Genomic DNA, 17,156 nt, shown 5'->3' with positions numbered 1-17,156 from the left:
TTCCGGCCGCATGCATTCTGTTCTTCCGATCCGCTTATCCCAACCGATATAAAGCGATAAATTATTCGGCGTGCGTCATTAAGTTGCTCGCCGTCCGCGCTTAGCAGCAGCGTACATGTTCAATCGCGGATTTCTTCGTTCGCGGATCGCCGATGCTTCGTTACATTAGCCGGTCACCCTGACTGTTCGCGGCACCTTGCCGCTCTTCCGGAGCATTCCCGATGAAGCTGTCCTGGCCCCGCGCGTGGCACTCCGCGGCCCTCCTCGTTGCCGCGTTCGCCGGCCTCGTCGCGGCGCACGCACGCGCCGCGACACCCGCGGAGATCCGCGCCGACTACGCGTACTACTCACCGGAGAGCCTGGTGATCCGTCACTTCGGCTGGCTCGAAGACGAATTCAAGGCCGACCGCACGTCGATTCGCTGGGTGCTGAGCCTGGGCAGCAATCGTGCCCTCGAATACCTGAACAGCGGCGCGGTCGATTTCGGTTCCGCCGCGGGTCTCGCGTCGGTGCTCGCCCGCGCGAACGGCAACCCGATTCATACGGTCTACGTGTTCTCCCGCCCTGAATGGACCGCACTCGTGGTCCGCAAGGATTCGCCGATCCGCTCGCTCGCGGACCTGAAGGGCAAGAAAATCGCCGCGACGCGCGGCACCGATCCGTTCCTGTTCACGCTTCGCGCGCTGCACACGGTCGGCCTGACCCGCGACGATGTCGAGATCGTCAACCTGCAGCATCCCGACGGGCGCACCGCACTCGCGAACGGCCAGGTCGATGCCTGGGCCGGCCTCGATCCGCACATGGCCGCGGCGCAGCTCGACGACGGCGCTCGCCTGCTCTATCGCAACGTTGCATTCAACACCTATGGTTTCCTGAACGTCCGCGACGCGTTCGCCAGCCAGTACCCGCAGGCCGTCACGCGTGTACTGAAGGTCTACGATCGCGCGCGTCAGTGGATCGTCGCGCATCCGGCCGATACCGCGCAGATCGTCGCCGACGCATCGAAGGTATCGCTGCCGGTGGCGACACTGCAGCTGCAGCGCAACGACTTCAGCGATCCCGTTCCCGGCGACACCCAGCGCGCGGCGCTGAAGGCGGCGGCGCCCGTGCTGACCGCCGAACAGCTGACCAGGCCCGGCGTCGATCCCGCGAAGATCGTCGATACGCTGATCGATCCGGCGTTCGCGCGCCCGCTCGTCGGCGCGTCGCGCTGAGCCTGCCGCCCATGACCGATACCGCCGCCCGCGACGATGCGCTCGCCCCCCGCCGCCCCGCTGCGTCACGCGCCGTCCGGCGCGATCCGCTGCGCGGATGGCGAATCGCGGGCCTCGCGCTGCCGTTCGCGGCGCTCGCGTTGCTGGAGGTCGTCGTGCGGCAGGGCTGGCTGCCGAATCATCTCGTCCCGGCGCCGAGCGAGATTCTCGCCACGCTCGCGCGCATGGGCGTCATGCGCGTGGCGCGCCATGTCGGCGCGAGTACGCTGCGGGTTGCGGCGGGATTTGCCGCGGGCGCCGGGCTCGCGCTCGTCGTCGGCGCGGCGATGGGCCTGAGCCGCCGGATCGACGCGCTGTTCGAACCGACGTTCCAGGCGCTGCGCGCGATTCCGTCGCTCGCCTGGGTGCCGGTGTTGCTGCTGTGGCTCGGCATCGATGAAGCACCGAAGATCACGCTGATCGCCATCGGCGCCTTCTTCCCGGTCCACCTCGCGGTGGTCGCCGGCATTCGCGACGTCGATCGCAAGCTCGTCGAGCTCGGTGCGGTGTACCGGCTCGGCCCGCTCGCGCTGTTCCGTCGCATCCTGCTGCCGGCCGCGCTGCCGCAGATCGTCACCGGCTTGCGCACCGGCCTCAGTCTCGCGTGGATGTTCATGGTCGCGGCGGAGCTGATCGCGGCCACGCGTGGCCTCGGCTTCCTGTTGAGCGACGGCCGGGAAACCGGGCGCCCCGATCTCGTGTTCGGTGCGATCCTGCTGCTGGCGTTGCTCGGCAAGCTGACCGACGGCGCGATGGCGCGCATCGAATCGCACTGGCTCGGCTGGCGCGACGCGTTCGACCACACGCCACGCAAGGTGCCGACATGAGCACGCGTCCTTCCGCGCACACGGCGGGTACCACGACACCGCTGCTCGACCTGCGAATCGCCCGCAAGCGTCATGGCAATCGCACGATCCTCGCCGACGTCGCGCTGCAGGTCGCGCGCGGCGAGATCGTCTGTGTGGTCGGCCCGAGCGGTTGCGGGAAGAGCACGCTGCTGCGGATCGTTGCGGGCCTTGACGCCGATTTCCGCGGCAGCGTGACGCTGGGCGGCATCGCGCTCGACGGCCCCTCCCCGCGCGTTGGCGTGATCTTCCAGGAGCCGCGGCTGCTGCCGTGGCTATCGATCGCGGACAACGTCGGCTTTGCGGCCGGCCCGCAAGGCGGACGCGAGCCGTCCGTCGCACGGCTGCTCGACGAAGTCGGCCTCGCCGGGGTTGCCCGGCAACTGCCGGCCACGTTGTCGGGCGGGATGGCCCAGCGCGCGGCAATCGCGCGCGGGCTGTTCGGCGAACCGGACCTGCTGCTGCTCGACGAACCGTTCAGCGCGGTCGACGCCATCACCCGGATGCGGTTGCAGACGCTGCTGCTCGATGTCGTCGAGCGGCACCGGATGGCTGCGATCGTCGTCACGCACGATCTGGACGAAGCGCTGTATCTCGGCGATCGCGTGCTGATGCTTGCGCCCAACCCGGGCCGCATCGATGACGAGATCCACGTCGAGGTCTCCCGGCCGCGCGATCGCCGCGACCCGACGCTGGCCGGGCTGCGCGCGCGGCTGCTGGACGCATTCCAGCAGCTTCAGGATCGTGCCGACGAGACGAGGCACCGAACGCGTGACCTTCACCCCCCTGAAGCCTGACTTCACGCCGGCTGACTCACTCGGCATGCGTACGGCACCGGGACGACGCATCCGTCATGGAATACCGGTGCGACAGGAATCGCAGTCATATCCGCGCGCCGATAGGGTACGCAGGATATCGTGCGCTTGCTCGCCCCGCAGCGGCGCGACAGGCTGCAACACACCGGTGCACCGGCGCACCTCAACCGTGCGTATGCCGCAACTCGCCGTCGATCGTCTGCGGCAATCGCAGCAGGTTGAAGATCGGGCACAGGACCTCGACCGCCTGATGCAGTGCGCGGATCGTCTCCGGCGGTTCGGGCGACACGATATCGAGCGTGTAGCGGAGGTTGTGCGGGAACACCGGCACATGCTCGAAACCCGGTTGCTGCGCGAGCGGATGCTGGTCACCGGTCACTTCGACCTCGATCGAGTCGATTTTCAGGCCGCGCTCCGCGGCCTGAATCAGCGTGATGTGCGTCAGGCAGCTGCCCAGCACGCCGAGTTGCAGCTCCGGCGACGCCGGCCCGAGGTTGTAGCCCGCGAAATCGGGCGGGCTGTCGCTGATCACCTGGAAATCGCGTATGCGGATCTCCCGCACGCCGCTGCGGCCCAGCGCGCGCACGGTCGCTTTCAGCGGGGTCGCCTTGAGATCCGGATGGCTGCGGGCGGCTTCTTTTTTCGCAAGCCAGGCGTCGCGCTTCTGTTGGAGATAGTCGTTCAGTGTCGTCATGTCGGGCCGGTACGGTCGCGATGACTGGCCACGCATAGCGCGGCCAATCGAGAGGGGTCTTCATGCTATGCCCTTTCTCGACAGCCACGAAACGATCATTCCGGCAAAGCAATTCGCGGTACGTGATGTCGCATGGCGACGCCCGCGCGCGCGAACCGTCGGCGGTCCTTCGTCTTCCTCGAGTTATCCACAATTTCCGTGCATAACCCTGTGGAGAACGTTCGAGAAAATACGCGTCCGCCTTGGCCGACAAGGATTGCGGCGGCGACATCATCGCCTCGCGGGCCATGAACGCAGAACGCGTCGCACCGGGTTCGGCGATCGTCCGATTGTCGTGCTTCACCACGCCGGTGCATGCAGCGCGTCGACGTCGGCAGTCAGGATGTGCGCACCAGAACCGTGCCGCTTCGACACCGGCGCACCGCGTCGGCCACACGTGCGGCCCGACGATCGCGCTCCGGTCGCAAGCATCGGTGCGTCAGGCGAGCGCTGCGTCACGCAGACGGAACTGCGCAACCGCCGCACTCAGCCGCGAGCCCTGTTCGTCGAGCGACAGCGCCGCAGCCGCGGCCTCCTCGACCAGCGCGGCATTGCGCTGCATCGTCTGCTCCATCTGGATGACCGCGGCGTTCACCTGCTCGATGCCTGACGATTGCTCCTCGAACGCGTTGCTGGTTTCGTTCATGATCGTATTGACCCGCTCGACCGCCGCGACGAGTTCGGCCATCGCCGAGCCGGCCTGTGCGACGAGGTCGCTGCCGTCTTCGACACGCTGCGCGGAATGGCCGATCAGTTCGCGGATCTCCTTCGCCGCCGATGCGCAGCGTTGCGCGAGCCCGCGCACCTCGGTCGCGACGACCGCGAAGCCGCGCCCCTGCTCGCCTGCGCGCGCGGCTTCGACGGCGGCGTTCAACGCCAGGATGTTGGTCTGGAACGCGATGCTCTCGATCACGCCGACGATCCCCGAGATCCGCGTGGAACCGTGCGAAATCGCCGACATCGTCTCGACGACGCGCTGCATCGCCTCGCCGCCGCGCGACGCGATACTGGCCGCGCCTTCGACATAGGTGCGGGCATCGCGCGCGTTGTCCGCGTTCTGGCGCACGGCCGCCGTCAGCTGCTCGACGCTCGCCGCCGCCTGTTGCAGCGATACGGCCTGCGCCTCGGTACGCGCCGACAGGTCGACGTTGCCGCTCGCGATCGTGCGGACGTCGCCGACGATCGTCTCCGTGCTCGCGCGCACCTGGTTCACGGTGTCGACGAGGCCGTCCTGCATCCGCTTCAGCGCATGCAGCAGATAGGCCATCTCGTTCTCGCCGGGCACGACCACCGTTCCGGTCAGGTCGCCCTTCGAGATCTTCTCGAACTGGTCGACCGCGAGATTGATCGGCTCGATGATCGCCTTCGCGAGCACGCGCTGGGCAAAGAAGCCGACGACGAGTGCGAAAGCCGCAACGGCCGCCATCCCCAACACGATCCGGTGGAAATGCACCCCGGCCGCCTCATAGCGCGCCTTTTCGCGCGCAACCTGGAACGACTCGAGCGCATCGATCGCCTCCTGGTAGGCGGCGAACAGCTCGGGCGGTGCGGTATGTTGCGTGTCGAGAAAGCCGAAACCGTCGTCGCCGTCGAGTTGCGACAGCGCCTTCAGGAACACGCGGTCGAGCAACGCCCGACGGCGATTCTGCAGCGTGTCGAACAGCGCCTGCTCGTCGGCGTTGCGCGCGTGCAGGCCCGCATAGGCATCCAGTTCGTCGTTGCTCTGCTTGAGGAGCGTGCGAAGTTTCGCGATCTCTTCCTTGCCCGAGCGGCCGGCGCTGATGATCTGCGCGACGTCGCTCATGCGTTCGCGCAGCACGAGCATCCGCTCGGAGCTGGTCTTCAGGTGCAGTAGCGACGCCGTGTCGTCGCGGTACATCGCCTCGAGCGAACCGTTACCCATATAGAGGGCCGCGATGCACGCGCCGACCACCAGTACGAGCAGCACGGTGTAGCCGGTGACGGTCGCGATGAGACCACCACGGATAGTGAGTTGTTTTCGCATGACGTTCCCTTGCGCCGGCCGGACGCGGCCAGCGGCGGATGTGGATTCCGGATCACGAAAGACGCGCGCCGCGACGCAACACGGGGCGCATGGGCTGCGAACGGGTTAACGGCGGGGGGAACGGGGAGGTTTTATCTGCACGCGACGCGAATCTTGACGATTGCGACAGGTGTCGGTTGCCTGGTGCTCTGTCCCAGAAATAACTTTACATAGCCGAGCCGCTTTCCGGAGAATGGAATCGGCGGTCGCCGTTCATACGAACGGCCGCTTGTGCCGGTTGTACTGCCCGATTTGGCGTTCGATGTCAGCATTGAGTTGGCGCACGTTCCTGAACGAGCCTCGACGGGTTGCCTGCTGCGTAATCAGGCCAAACCGGCGTTCGACCTGATTTAGTCGACTCGGGTAGGTTGGCGTGAAGTGCATGTGGTAGCGCGTAGCGTGGCCAACCACGCCTTGACCTTCGGATGCTTGTGTGTCGCGTAGTTGTCGACGATCAGATGCACATCGAGATCGGCCGGTACCGATTGGTCAATATGCTTGAGAAACGCCAGGATTCGTTGCGAAGACTGATGCAAACTCACCCAGGGGCAGGCGTATCGAGAGTCACGCACCATTCCCGAGCTTAGCATCCCTCAACACTCAACCCTTAGGTACGTTACTTGATCTTGACCACGACTTTACCCTTCGCACGTCCTTGGGCCAGGTATTCAAGTGCGTCCTTTGCTTGTTCAAACGGAAATACCTTGTCAATCACGGGATGGATACGTTCGGATTCGAGCAGTTTGCCGATCTCGTCAAGTTGAGCGCCGTCGGGGCGTACGAAGAGAAATGAGTAGGTAACATCCCGCTTCCTCGCAAGACGCATGATCTTGCGGCTCATCAGGCCGAATACACACTTCAGGACGAAGTTCAGCCCCCGAGCGCGGGCGAACGCCGCGTCCAGCGGCCCGACAAGAGAGACGATCTTTCCTCCTCGCTTCAAGATTCCTACCGATTTTTCGACCGCGTCACCCCTGATCGTGCCAAGCACCACATCGTAGTCGCGCAGCACGTTCTCGAACGCTTGCTTCTTGTAGTCGATTACTTCGTCCGCGCCCAGGCTTTTCACCAACGGGATGTTACCCGTGCTGGTATTGGTTCCCACCTTGGCGCCGAAATATTTGGCCAGTTGGATCGCCAATGTTCCAATACCGCCGGACCCCGCGGGAATGAACACCTTCTGACCCGGCTGGAGATTGGCCCGCTCCTTCAGTGCTTGCCATGAAGTGAGCCCGACCATTGGAACCGAGGCGGCCTGCACGAAGTCCAGATCGACCGGTTTCCGGGCTGCTGCGCTTTCCGGTACCACGGCATATTCGGCAATAGATCCTCTTCCAAGGTCGAACAGACTTGCAAAGATGGCGTCGCCTTTCCTGAAGCGAGTGACGCGGCTGCCGACGTCGATCACGATGCCGGCCAGATCGCTACCCATGGTCGCGGGCAATTGGAACTTCAACACGGGTTTGAACATTCCCGTTGGAATCATGTTGTCGATCGGGTTCACCCCCGCGGCGTGCACCTCAACCAGCAGTTCGTCGGGCTTGAGCGTGGGGCGCGGCACTTCGGCGAACCCGATCTCGGGTGATTTTCCATAGCGTTTGAATGTGAGTGCTTTCATGTTGCGCTTGCTCCGATGCTGCGTCGTATTCGCGAAAAACTTCATACCCTCTGGTCCGCAACGTATTCATTGCGATAGAAATTCCAGTGCCGTGGGTACGAAGTGGGTGTGATGCTGGAAAATTCCACCGTGGCCGGCGTCCTGATAAATGACGAGCTGCGCCTGGGGGATGCGGCGGGCCATATCGCGGCTGAGTGCGGTGGGCACCATGATGTCGTTATCCCCATTGGCGATCAGGACGGGCATGGGCAGACTCGCGAGGTCCTGCGGCGCTTGCCGGCCCCACGCGTTGATCGCCTTGAGTTGATGAAGGAAGGCGCGAGGTGTCGGCCCCTGGTCGCGGCCGGCCTTACGTTCCTTCAACCGTTTCAAGAAGGCGCTTGCCGCCTGCTGGCCGTTGGTTGTGGACGTGAAGAACAAATACGCCTTCGGATCGCGCAGCGTCAGCAGGCCTTTGAGCATGAGCGGCCAGGATACGGCACCCACACGATCGATACCGTGACCGCCGGCAGGGCCCGTGCCAGTGAGGATAAGTTTACGCACCAGGCTTGGCGCCTCGAGCGCCACGTCCTGCGCCACGAAGCCGCCAAGCGAGAAGCCGAGCAGATCGACTTGATCGAAACCCATTGCGCGAATCAGCGCGATGGTGTCGCGCGCCATCTCGCCCACGGTTACGGGCGCGATGCCACCGGATAAGCCAATGCCTCGATAGTCGATGGCGATGACGCGATGTTTCTGGGCCAGGCCATCGACGATGCGCGGATCGAAGTTGTCCAGCACGGCGCCCCAATGGTTCAGCAAAACTAAAGGAATGCCGCCGTGCGGCCCCAGTTCACGGTAGGCGAAGCGGGTTCCAGCCGCGTTGACGAACTTGTTCGGTGCCCGCGCATACGACGTTGTCGATTGGGTGTCCGGGTTGATGCTCTTCATCATTCACTCCCTGGGCGCTGCTTTCATAGGTCGAGCATCCTGCTGACGGGAAAAAAGGTGGGACTTCAATCCGCGCCGCGAACCGATGCTCAAGTGTGGCCTCAGGCATCGATTCGGACAACGGCTCTTCTTCGACGGCGCGCGCCAGCATCGGCGATGCGCTCGTGCGCGGCTTGCGTCGATCGGGTGGTGGATCGTTTCATCTGACGTTCACCAGCGATGAGTTTCTGATCGCAAGCGTTCGGCGCTCAAATGCGTGCCCGTAGACGCCGCGTGCGAAACGTTCCCCAGCCGCTGCTGAACGCAGACTTCAAGAACGCTGCAAGCCCGCCCTCGTCGGGGCGCGGTTCTCCAGGCGAATCGAGTACCGTTGGCATCCACGAAGCGCGTGGGCGTGGTGATGGGGTTGTCGGTCATCGTGGTATCCGTCGTTCCGCCGTTTGCCGCAATTGAATGGTCAGGCGCGGCGCTGATAACGCTCGGCCGCGTGTGCCTGTCGAATGTCCGATAGCAGTCCCTGGCGAGCGCCGTCCAGCGCGTCCCACCGCCCGGCTACATGCAGCGGCGGGATCGTGACCCGTTCGCGACGGTCGAACCCGATCAGTGCGGCATCAACCAACTCGCCCACTTCCATCACCTCGGGCAGCGTGTTCACGTCAACCCCGGCGCGCTCCCAGATCTCCGTGCGCGTCGCCGCCGGCAGGACGGCTTGCACGTAAACACCCTTGGGCGACAACTCGAGATGCAGGCCCTGCGACAGGAACAGCACGAATGCCTTGGTCGCGCCGTAGATCGACATGCCGAACTCCGGCGCGAAACCTACCACCGAGCCAATGTTGACGATCGAGCCGTTACCGGACTGCACGAAGCGTGGCGCGACCGCGGCTGCGAGCCTCGTCAGCGCCGTCGTGTTGAGCGTGATCAGGCGTTCGATACTTTCAGGGGTTTGCTGCAGGAAGCCGCCCGACTGAGCCACGCCGGCATTGTTGATCAGAATTCCTATTCGATCGTCATCGCGCAGACGAGCCTCGAGCGCGGACAGATCGGTGGACTGGGTCAGGTCGGCCGGCAGCACGTCTACCGCCACACCGGTTTCCTCCCGAAGGCGCGCTGCCAACGCATCGAGTCGCGCCTTGTCGCGGGCGACGAGGACGAGGTCATGGCCACGCTGGGCGAAGCGTTCGGCGTAGGTGGCACCGATGCCGCTGGAGGCGCCGGTGATGAGGACTGTCGGAAGCGTGGTCATGGGTACTTTCCTTTGCAAGGGTTCTGCTGGTGGAGACTCGGTCAAGGGCACGAGCCTTAGCCCGAAATCGTCGGGTAATCGATGTAGCCCACCGCGCCACCGCCATAGAGCGTCGCCGGGTTGAACTGCGTCAAGGGCGCGCCGTGCTTCAGGCGTTCGACCAGGTCCGGGTTGCTGATAAACGGGCGGCCGAACGCGAACAGGTCGGCTCTGCCCTCATTGAGTCGAGTAGTGGCGAATTCCAGGTCGTAGCCGTTGTTGGCCAGATAGGTCTGCTTGAAACGGCGGCGCAGCGCGTCATAGTCAAACGCGGCGACATCGCGTGGGCCGCCCGTCGCACCTTCGACGACGTGCAGATAGACGACGCCCTGGGCGCTGAGCTGTTCGACGATGTAGTCGTACTGCGCTTGCGGATCGCTGCAGGAAATGCCGTTGGCCGGCGAAACCGGCGAGATGCGCACGCCGGTGCGCTCCGCGCCGATTTCCTCGACCACGGCGGCGACGACTTCCAGCAACAGGCGCGCACGGTTCTCGATCGAGCCGCCGTAGTCGTCGGTGCGCTGGTTGGCTCCGTCCTTGATGAACTGCTCCAGCAGGTATCCGTTGGCGCCGTGAATTTCCACGCCGTCGAAACCGGCGGCAATAGCGTTGGCCGCGGTCTGTCGAAAGTCGTTCACGATGCCCGGCAGCTCGGCGAGTTCCAGCGCGCGCGGCTCGGACACGTCGGCAAATCCGTTGTTGACGAAAGTCTTCGTCTCGGCGCGGATAGCCGAAGGTGCGACCGGCGCCGTACCGTGAGGTTGCAAGTCCGTGTGCGAGACGCGGCCCACATGCCAGAGCTGCACGAAGATGCGTCCACCCTTGGCATGGACGGCATCCGTGACCTTGCGCCAGCCGGCAATCTGCTCGGGCGTGTACAGGCCGGGAGTGTCCTGATAGCCCTGGGCCTGGGCCGAAACCTGAGTGGCCTCGGTGATGATCAGTCCGGCCGAGGCGCGCTGGGCGTAGTAGGTCGCGGCGTGCTCGCCGGGCACCAGCCCGGCGCCTGCACGGTTGCGAGTCAGCGGTGCCATGACGATGCGATTGGCGAGCATCAGGCCACCGAGGGCGTACGGCTCGAAAAGCGTTTTCTCTGACATGTCGTTCCAGCGTCGGATGATGGGAATGGCTCAATGATGACGATCATAATCTAACGTGTCAACACTTTGATGATGACCAACATCAATGTATAGTCAGGCCATCAGACAGGAACGCGCCCACGGAGAGGAAAAGTGAAAGTCACCAAGGCACAGGCCGAGGCCAATCGGGCCCACGTCGTTGAAACAGCGTCGACGCTGTTCAGGGAACGCGGTTTTGATGGGGTCGGAGTAGCGGATCTGATGGGCGCAGCCGGGTTCACCCACGGCGGCTTCTACAAGCACTTCCGCTCAAAGGCCGATCTGATGGCGGAATCGGCGGCCTGCGGCATGGCGCAGACCGTTGCGCTGTCGGCCGGGGTCGACGCATCGGAGTTCGTGCGGCAGTATCTCGCGCGCGAGCACCGCGACTCGCGCGCAACCGGCTGCACGATGGCTGCACTGGGCGGGGATGCCGCGCGCCAACCCGAAGCGGTCCGGGCCACATTCGCGGACGGCATAGAAAGACTGCTGGCGGCGTTAGTTCAAGAACGAGATCCGTCAGACGGTGCGGACTCGGCGGAGGTCCGAGCCAACTGCCTCGACATCATGGCGCATCTGGTTGGTGCGATTGTGTTGTCGCGCGCTTGCCCGGATGATTCTCCACTCGCAGACGAAATCCTGACGGTATGTCGCGACAAGATTCTCGCGACACTGGACCCATCGGCGACAGCGCGCGAATCGGGTCGCAATCATGGTATCGACATCTCCGCCAAGTCAAAGTGACACGATTTGCCGACTCGAAGCCCATGTCACGAACCACACCCGGACACAAGGAATAGACCCACCCACGCACGGCCTCGGTGGCGACTGCCGAGATGCTGCGCTTCAGCCGCTTGTTCTTGACCCTCGGAATGGCCAGTTGCAGTTCCTCGCGCGTCTCTGCTCTGCTCCGGCGACGGGGCGCGGACCCGATCTGGAGCTCGTCGGGCGCGCTGCCTGCGCGGGTGCGCATGCCCCCTCCTGCGCGACCCTGTAAGCCTGGGCCTGGTCAACGGTCGGCAGCGCGCAGCCGAGATCCCGCAGCACCTGCGTCGAGCGCTCGACCGCCCGCCGCGCCTTGTCCGCCACCGCGGGGCCGCAATCGGTGATCGCCGCTAGCCGCAGGTTGTCCAGGTGGATCATCCGCCACGCAGATGCTTGCCCTTGGTCGATGATGGCCTGCGAGCCACCTCCGCACATTGATGGGTCGTACACCCCTGCCTGATCGGGCGCGGGGCGTGCGGCGACGCAGCCCTCAAGGGACCGGGACCGAACCGGGCCAGCGCACACAGCCATGTCGCGAGTCGCTACGACTCAGCCTCGTCCAAACACTCAAAGGCTCGCTCACGAGCGATTGCCCGGAAAGCAAGAACCCGCGTTCCGGGCGGGTCGTAACGATATCCATCCAGTCGATCGCTATCCCGCCGGCAACGTGACGGCGCAAATAATCGAACGGGTTTGCGAATGGATCAGGCGCATCAGAATGATGAACGGCCCGATCGCGAGCAAGCGGATTGGATGCGGCGCACGTCAACCTGTGCGCTTGAAACCGATACACCCGCCGGACATGAACATGGCGTTCCGTGGCGTCTGCGCGCCGCCTCCGTACGCGTTCAGATTCGCGCGGATCCGACAGGGTCGACTACGCGCGTCCCGTCTTCCTACGACATACATCCACGCAGCCTCGTGTTTAACTCATGCCCACCCGGATCGGGCGTATTCCGAATCCGAGCGGCGCGCATCTTGAGTCTTCATGAAGCCAGTCCATGCCTCCATGACGTCCGATGTGCTTGACGCACTGCCTGTGCACAGCGATGACGAACCGGCTATCGGCGTGCGAACCAACGCGCGCGTTGCTGCCGCCCCCGTTGCTCTCCAAGTGAAGATTGCCGATGCGTCGCCATGGCAACAATGACTGGAACTTGAATGGTGAAAAACGCCGAACACGTGAATTTCCACAGCGCGATCGCCTGTGCGCCAGGCGCAAGTGAGCCGCTCGCATGCGCCTGATCTGTTTTCCCTACGCGGGCGGCTCGGCCGCCGTCTATCGTGCGCTGCAAGCGTTGTTGCCCGGCATCGAAGTGCGCCGTCATGAACTGGCAGGCCGAGGCAGCCGCCTGTCCGAGCCGGCCGTACAAGACATGTCGACGCTGGTCGACACGTTGCTGCGCGACCTGGCCAACTGCTTCGATCGTCCCTTCGCGCTGCTCGGACACAGCATGGGCGCGGCGATTGCCGTCGAGCTGGCGCTGCGGCTGCCCGCCCACGCGCAACCGAACCTGCGGCATCTGTTCGTGAGCGCGCGCCCCGCACCGGGCAAGGAGCGCCCCGATCGACGCATGCAGGCGCTGGACGACCGCGCCTTCGTCGATGCACTGCGCGACATGGGCGGCACACCGAAGGCGGTGCTGGACAACAGCGAACTGATGGCGCTGCTGATGCCGGCGCTGCGTGCGGATTTCACGATGATCGAAAACCACCGGCCCGTGCCGGGGCGCAGGCTGGCGGTGGACATCACCGCGTTCGCGGGCCGCGCGGATGAACAGGTCCCTGTTGATGCCGTTGCAGGCTGGGGCGCCGCGACCACCGGGCGCTTCGATTTTCACGTGATCGAAGGCGATCATTTCTTTTTGAGGCACCAGATGCGGACGATGGCCGGCATCATCGCGGCCCGCCTGCGGCGCACGGAACACGTCGCGTTGAGCGCCCTGCAAGCATGACGGGCCGATCCTCGCGATCGGCGTGCCGGCCGGTGCCGTGATCGTCGAACGAAGAGGCCCGCGCCCTATCCGCTTCCATGCCGGCGCCGCGGGCCGGTCAAGCACGCCGGGAGGCCGCGTCGCTTCCCTGCTCGCGATACTTGGAGTGCCATTGTGCAACGTAATCGAAAGCGAATCCTCGTAACAGGCGGCGCGGGTTTCCTCGGTTCGCATCTGTGCGAGCGTCTGGTCGAACTCGGTCACGACGTATTGTGCGTCGACAACTATTTCACCGGCACGAAGCAGAACGTGGCGGCGCTGCTCGGCAACCCGAGCTTCGAGGCGCTGCGCCACGACGTCACCTTTCCGTTGCACGTGGAGGTGGACGAGATCTACAACCTCGCCTGCCCGGCTTCGCCCATCCACTATCAATTCGATCCCGTGCAGACCACCAAGACCAGTGTGATGGGCGCGATCAACATGCTGGGGCTCGCCAAGCGCACGCATGCGCGCGTTCTGCAAACCTCGACGAGCGAGGTGTACGGCGACCCCGATGTGCATCCGCAACCGGAGAGTTACCGGGGCAACGTCAACCCGCTCGGGCCGCGCGCCTGCTACGACGAAGGCAAACGTTGCGCGGAGACCCTGTTCTTCGACTATCACCGCCAGCAGAACGTGCGCATCAAGGTGGTACGCATCTTCAACACGTACGGGCCGCGCATGCATCCCAACGACGGCCGCGTGGTGTCCAACTTCATCGTGCAGGCGCTGCGCGGCGAGGACATCACGCTGTATGGCGACGGCAGCCAGACCCGGGCGTTCTGCTATGTCGATGACATGGTCGACGGCTTGATCCGGATGATGGCGACGCCCGCGGACCTCACCGGCCCGATCAATCTCGGCAATCCGTACGAGATCGCGGTCAGCGAACTCGCGCAGATCATCCTGCGCCTGACCGGCTCGAAGTCGCGGCTCGTATTCCGTCCGCTGCCGAAGGATGACCCGACACAACGTTGCCCCGATATCAGCCTCGCACGCACCCACCTCGACTGGGAGCCGACGATCGGGCTCGAAGCGGGGCTCCAGCGGACCATCGATTATTTCCGCGCGACCCTCGCTGTTTGACGCCGCGCACGGAAACCACGCCTCGATGTCAGAAAGGCAATGGCATGACGGGGTGACGTCGCATTGCCGGTGTCCCTTCTTTACGTGACAGACGCGGCGGGGAGACCATGCTCCAATCAGGTCGTACCGTTACACCATTGGCCAGGATGAAGCGATTCTCGTGCGCCAGTGTCCATCAATCCGCCTCGCAAGCCGGATCTGCGCGCATGGAAAAACTCGAGTATCTGAAGCAGGTCGAATCGAAGGCGCGAACCTACGCTGCCTCCTTCCCGCGACTGTTTACCCATGCCAAAGGCGTACGCATCCGCGACTCCGAGGGGCAGGAATACTTCGACTGCCTGTCAAATGCGGGTACGCTCGCGCTCGGACACAATCACCCGGAAGTCAATGAAGCCGTCATGCGGTTTCTGTCGTCCGATCAAATGCAACAGGCACTCGACCTGGCGACGCCGGCAAAGCACGCGTTCGTCGAACAGCTGTTCTCGCTCCTGCCCGGGAAGATGGCCGAATCCGGCAAGATCCAGTTTTGCAGCCCCAGCGGAGCGGATGGCGTCGAAGCGGCGATCAAGCTGACCCGGCACTATACGGGCCGCTCGACGATCATGGCGTTCCATGGCGCCTACCACGGCATGACGGCCGGCGCACTCGCCGCGTCGGGAAATCTCACGCCCAAATCGGCCGGCGGCCACGGACGCGACGTGCATTTCCTGCCTTATCCCTATGCTTTTCGCTGCCCGTTCGGCACCGATGGCTCGGCGACCGATCAACTCAGCATCAACTATATTCGGACCGTCCTGTCCGATCCCGAGAGCGGGATCACGAAACCGGCGGCAATCATCGTCGAAGTCGTGCAAGGCGAAGGCGGCTGCATCCCCGCTCCCGACGCCTGGCTGATCGAGTTGCGCGAGCTGACGCTGCGGCATGAAATCCCGTTGATCGTCGATGAAGTACAGACCGGGCTCGGCCGAACCGGCGCCCGGTTCGCCATCGAACATTCCGGCATCCGGCCGGACGTACTGGTGCTGTCGAAGGCATTCGGCGGCGGCTATCCGTTATCGGTGGTGGTCTATGACGAGCGCCTGGACACCTGGCCGCCCGGCGCGCATGCCGGCACCTTCCGAGGCAACCAGATTGCGATGGTGGCCGGCTTGTCGACCATGCGCATCGTCGAACGAGAGGATCTGTCGGCGCACGCGGACAGAGTCGGCAAACGCCTGGTTGCCGGCCTCGAAGCGCTGGCCGAACGCTTTCCGTGTCTGGGCCAGATACGCGGCCGCGGCCTGATGATCGGCGCCGAAGTCGTCATGCCCGGCGCACATGGCCGAACCGGCCCGACCGATCCGGAACGGGCAAAGGCCATCAAGCGGAACTGCCTGCGAAACGGGCTCATCATCGAAACCGGCGGCCGCAACGGCGCGGTACTTAGGTTCCTGCCGCCGCTGATCGTGTCGGAAGCGGATATCCACGAGATTCTCAATCGCTTCGAGCATGCCGTGGAAACGGCCTGCCGGGCATAGCCACACCGCGGCGCGACCACGCAGATCCACCCGTTCGGTGTCGCCGCGATCCACGTTCAGGAAAGGATGACTGACGATGCTGGGCATGACGGAACGCAGGCTGCTTGCCGACGGAAGTTCTCCGTGGCTGCTGGAGCCCGTGTCGAACCGGCGCGATATCGCGCAGGCGGTGAACGACAACCGGGAGGCACTCGAATCCCGACTGCTGGAACATGGCGCACTCCTGTTTCGCGGCTTCGACGTTTCATCCGTGAGCGGCTTCGAGGCGTTTGCCCACGCGATTTCGTCCCGTCGTTCCGACTACGTCTATCGTTCCACTCCGCGCACCTCGATCGGCAACGACATCTTCACCGCAACCGAGTATCCGCCGAGCGAGACAATCGCACTTCATTGCGAAAACGCGTATCAACGCAGCTGGCCGCTGAGCGTGGCGTTCTGTTGCCTGACGCCGGCCACGACCGGCGGCGAAACGCCGCTTGCCGACATGCGGGAGGTGACCCGCAGGATCGGACCGCGCATCCTGGATCAGTTCGAGGCGAAACAGGTTCGCTACGTCAGGCACTACCGGCGGCACGTCGACATTCCATGGGAAACCGTCTTCCAGACCAGTGACCGCGGCCAGGTGGCAGCCTTCTGCGCAGCCAACGGCATCGCGCTCGAATGGCTCGACGACGACACGTTACGCACCGCGCAGATCAACCAGGGCGTGGCCTACCATCCGGTCACCCGCGACCGGATATTCTTCAACCAGGCCCATCTGTTCCATATCTCGAACCTGGAAGCATCGCTCGCCAGTTCGATCGTCAGCCTGTTCGGCGAGGATCGAATTCCGCGCAATGCGTGCTATGGCGACGGGAGCCCATTCGATCTCGCCGACATCGAGCAGATCCGCACCGCGTTCCGCGAATGCGCGATCACGTTTGCCTGGCAACGCGGCGACGTCCTGCTGGTCGACAACATGCGCTTCGCGCATGGCCGCAACCCGTTCGAAGGCGAGCGCAAGGTCGTCGTGTCGCTGCTGGACCCGTACGCGCCCGACATCGACGGAATGGCCGATCGTTAGCGAGCGCGGGCGTGCGAATCAATCAAAAGCCGTATTGATCCAGTGCGCGAAACGCCGTGTCCTTGGATTACGGGGCAGACGCCGGGTTAGAGCAATGCTCTAATTTCAAGA

Annotated in this window: 14 protein-coding genes and 1 pseudogene; 8 read left to right on the top strand and 7 right to left on the bottom strand. The window is 64.3% G+C overall.

What is annotated here, in order from left to right; all coding sequences use genetic code 11:
• Positions 1–221: 221 nt before the first annotated feature.
• Genes HWX39_RS16955 through HWX39_RS16945 form a run of 3 tightly spaced genes read left to right on the top strand, consistent with a single transcriptional unit; the run spans position 222 to position 2,895 of the window.
• Positions 222–1,214, top strand: a complete 993-nt coding sequence (locus tag HWX39_RS16955; RefSeq protein WP_175969152.1) for an aliphatic sulfonate ABC transporter substrate-binding protein — start codon at positions 222–224, stop codon at positions 1,212–1,214.
• Positions 1,215–1,225: 11 nt separating this feature from the next.
• On the top strand, positions 1,226–2,080 hold the full coding sequence (locus tag HWX39_RS16950; RefSeq protein WP_175969151.1) for an ABC transporter permease: 855 nt from the start codon (positions 1,226–1,228) through the stop codon (positions 2,078–2,080).
• Complete coding sequence (locus tag HWX39_RS16945; protein ID WP_175969150.1) at positions 2,077–2,895, top strand: ABC transporter ATP-binding protein; 819 nt, start codon at positions 2,077–2,079, stop codon at positions 2,893–2,895. Before HWX39_RS16950 ends, HWX39_RS16945 begins: the two co-directional genes overlap by 4 nt.
• 181 nt (positions 2,896–3,076) lie before the next feature.
• Here HWX39_RS16945 and HWX39_RS16940 read toward each other — a convergent pair whose 3' ends face one another.
• The 7 genes and pseudogenes from HWX39_RS16940 to HWX39_RS16915 all read right to left on the bottom strand — a co-directional run bounded on the left by HWX39_RS16940 (position 3,077) and on the right by HWX39_RS16915 (position 10,623).
• Positions 3,077–3,607, bottom strand: coding sequence for an OsmC family protein (locus HWX39_RS16940; protein ID WP_175969149.1), 531 nt, complete (start codon positions 3,605–3,607; stop codon positions 3,077–3,079).
• A gap of 478 nt (positions 3,608–4,085) precedes the next feature.
• Positions 4,086–5,651 (bottom strand): methyl-accepting chemotaxis protein, encoded by a 1,566-nt coding sequence (locus tag HWX39_RS16935; protein ID WP_175969148.1) that lies wholly within the window; start codon positions 5,649–5,651, stop codon positions 4,086–4,088.
• Between the two features lie 183 nt (positions 5,652–5,834).
• Positions 5,835–6,202: pseudogene (locus tag HWX39_RS36290) on the bottom strand (transposase); the annotation flags it as partial.
• A gap of 104 nt (positions 6,203–6,306) precedes the next feature.
• Positions 6,307–7,308 (bottom strand): NADP-dependent oxidoreductase, encoded by a 1,002-nt coding sequence (locus HWX39_RS16930; protein ID WP_175969147.1) that lies wholly within the window; start codon positions 7,306–7,308, stop codon positions 6,307–6,309.
• A 66-nt stretch (positions 7,309–7,374) separates the two neighbouring features.
• Positions 7,375–8,238: an alpha/beta hydrolase gene (locus HWX39_RS16925; protein ID WP_175969146.1), complete on the bottom strand. Its 864-nt coding sequence runs from the start codon at positions 8,236–8,238 to the stop codon at positions 7,375–7,377.
• A 457-nt stretch (positions 8,239–8,695) separates the two neighbouring features.
• Positions 8,696–9,484 (bottom strand): SDR family oxidoreductase, encoded by a 789-nt coding sequence (locus HWX39_RS16920; RefSeq protein ID WP_175969145.1) that lies wholly within the window; start codon positions 9,482–9,484, stop codon positions 8,696–8,698.
• Between the two features lie 56 nt (positions 9,485–9,540).
• Complete coding sequence (locus HWX39_RS16915; RefSeq protein ID WP_175969144.1) at positions 9,541–10,623, bottom strand: alkene reductase; 1,083 nt, start codon at positions 10,621–10,623, stop codon at positions 9,541–9,543.
• Between the two features lie 132 nt (positions 10,624–10,755).
• On the opposite strand from HWX39_RS16915, the gene HWX39_RS16910 reads away from it, so the two are divergent.
• The 5 genes from HWX39_RS16910 to HWX39_RS16890 all read left to right on the top strand — a co-directional run bounded on the left by HWX39_RS16910 (position 10,756) and on the right by HWX39_RS16890 (position 17,045).
• On the top strand, positions 10,756–11,385 hold the full coding sequence (locus HWX39_RS16910; RefSeq protein ID WP_175969143.1) for a TetR family transcriptional regulator: 630 nt from the start codon (positions 10,756–10,758) through the stop codon (positions 11,383–11,385).
• Between the two features lie 1,256 nt (positions 11,386–12,641).
• Positions 12,642–13,361, top strand: coding sequence for an alpha/beta fold hydrolase (locus HWX39_RS16905; protein WP_175969142.1), 720 nt, complete (start codon positions 12,642–12,644; stop codon positions 13,359–13,361).
• Positions 13,362–13,514: 153 nt separating this feature from the next.
• Entirely contained in the window at positions 13,515–14,465 is a 951-nt protein-coding gene (locus HWX39_RS16900; protein WP_175969141.1) for a UDP-glucuronic acid decarboxylase family protein, read from the top strand.
• Between the two features lie 206 nt (positions 14,466–14,671).
• The gene (locus tag HWX39_RS16895; RefSeq protein ID WP_175969140.1) at positions 14,672–15,982 is read left to right on the top strand and encodes a diaminobutyrate--2-oxoglutarate transaminase family protein; all 1,311 of its coding nucleotides are present in this window, start codon (positions 14,672–14,674) and stop codon (positions 15,980–15,982) included.
• Positions 15,983–16,067: 85 nt separating this feature from the next.
• The gene (locus HWX39_RS16890) at positions 16,068–17,045 is read left to right on the top strand and encodes a TauD/TfdA family dioxygenase (RefSeq protein ID WP_244135029.1); all 978 of its coding nucleotides are present in this window, start codon (positions 16,068–16,070) and stop codon (positions 17,043–17,045) included.
• Positions 17,046–17,156: the final 111 nt, after the last annotated feature.

The sequence above is a fragment of the Burkholderia sp. BCC0322 genome (assembly GCF_902833045.1).
In the GTDB taxonomy this organism is placed as follows: Bacteria; Pseudomonadota; Gammaproteobacteria; order Burkholderiales; family Burkholderiaceae; genus Burkholderia.
This window is presented reverse-complemented; position numbering and strand designations above follow the sequence as displayed.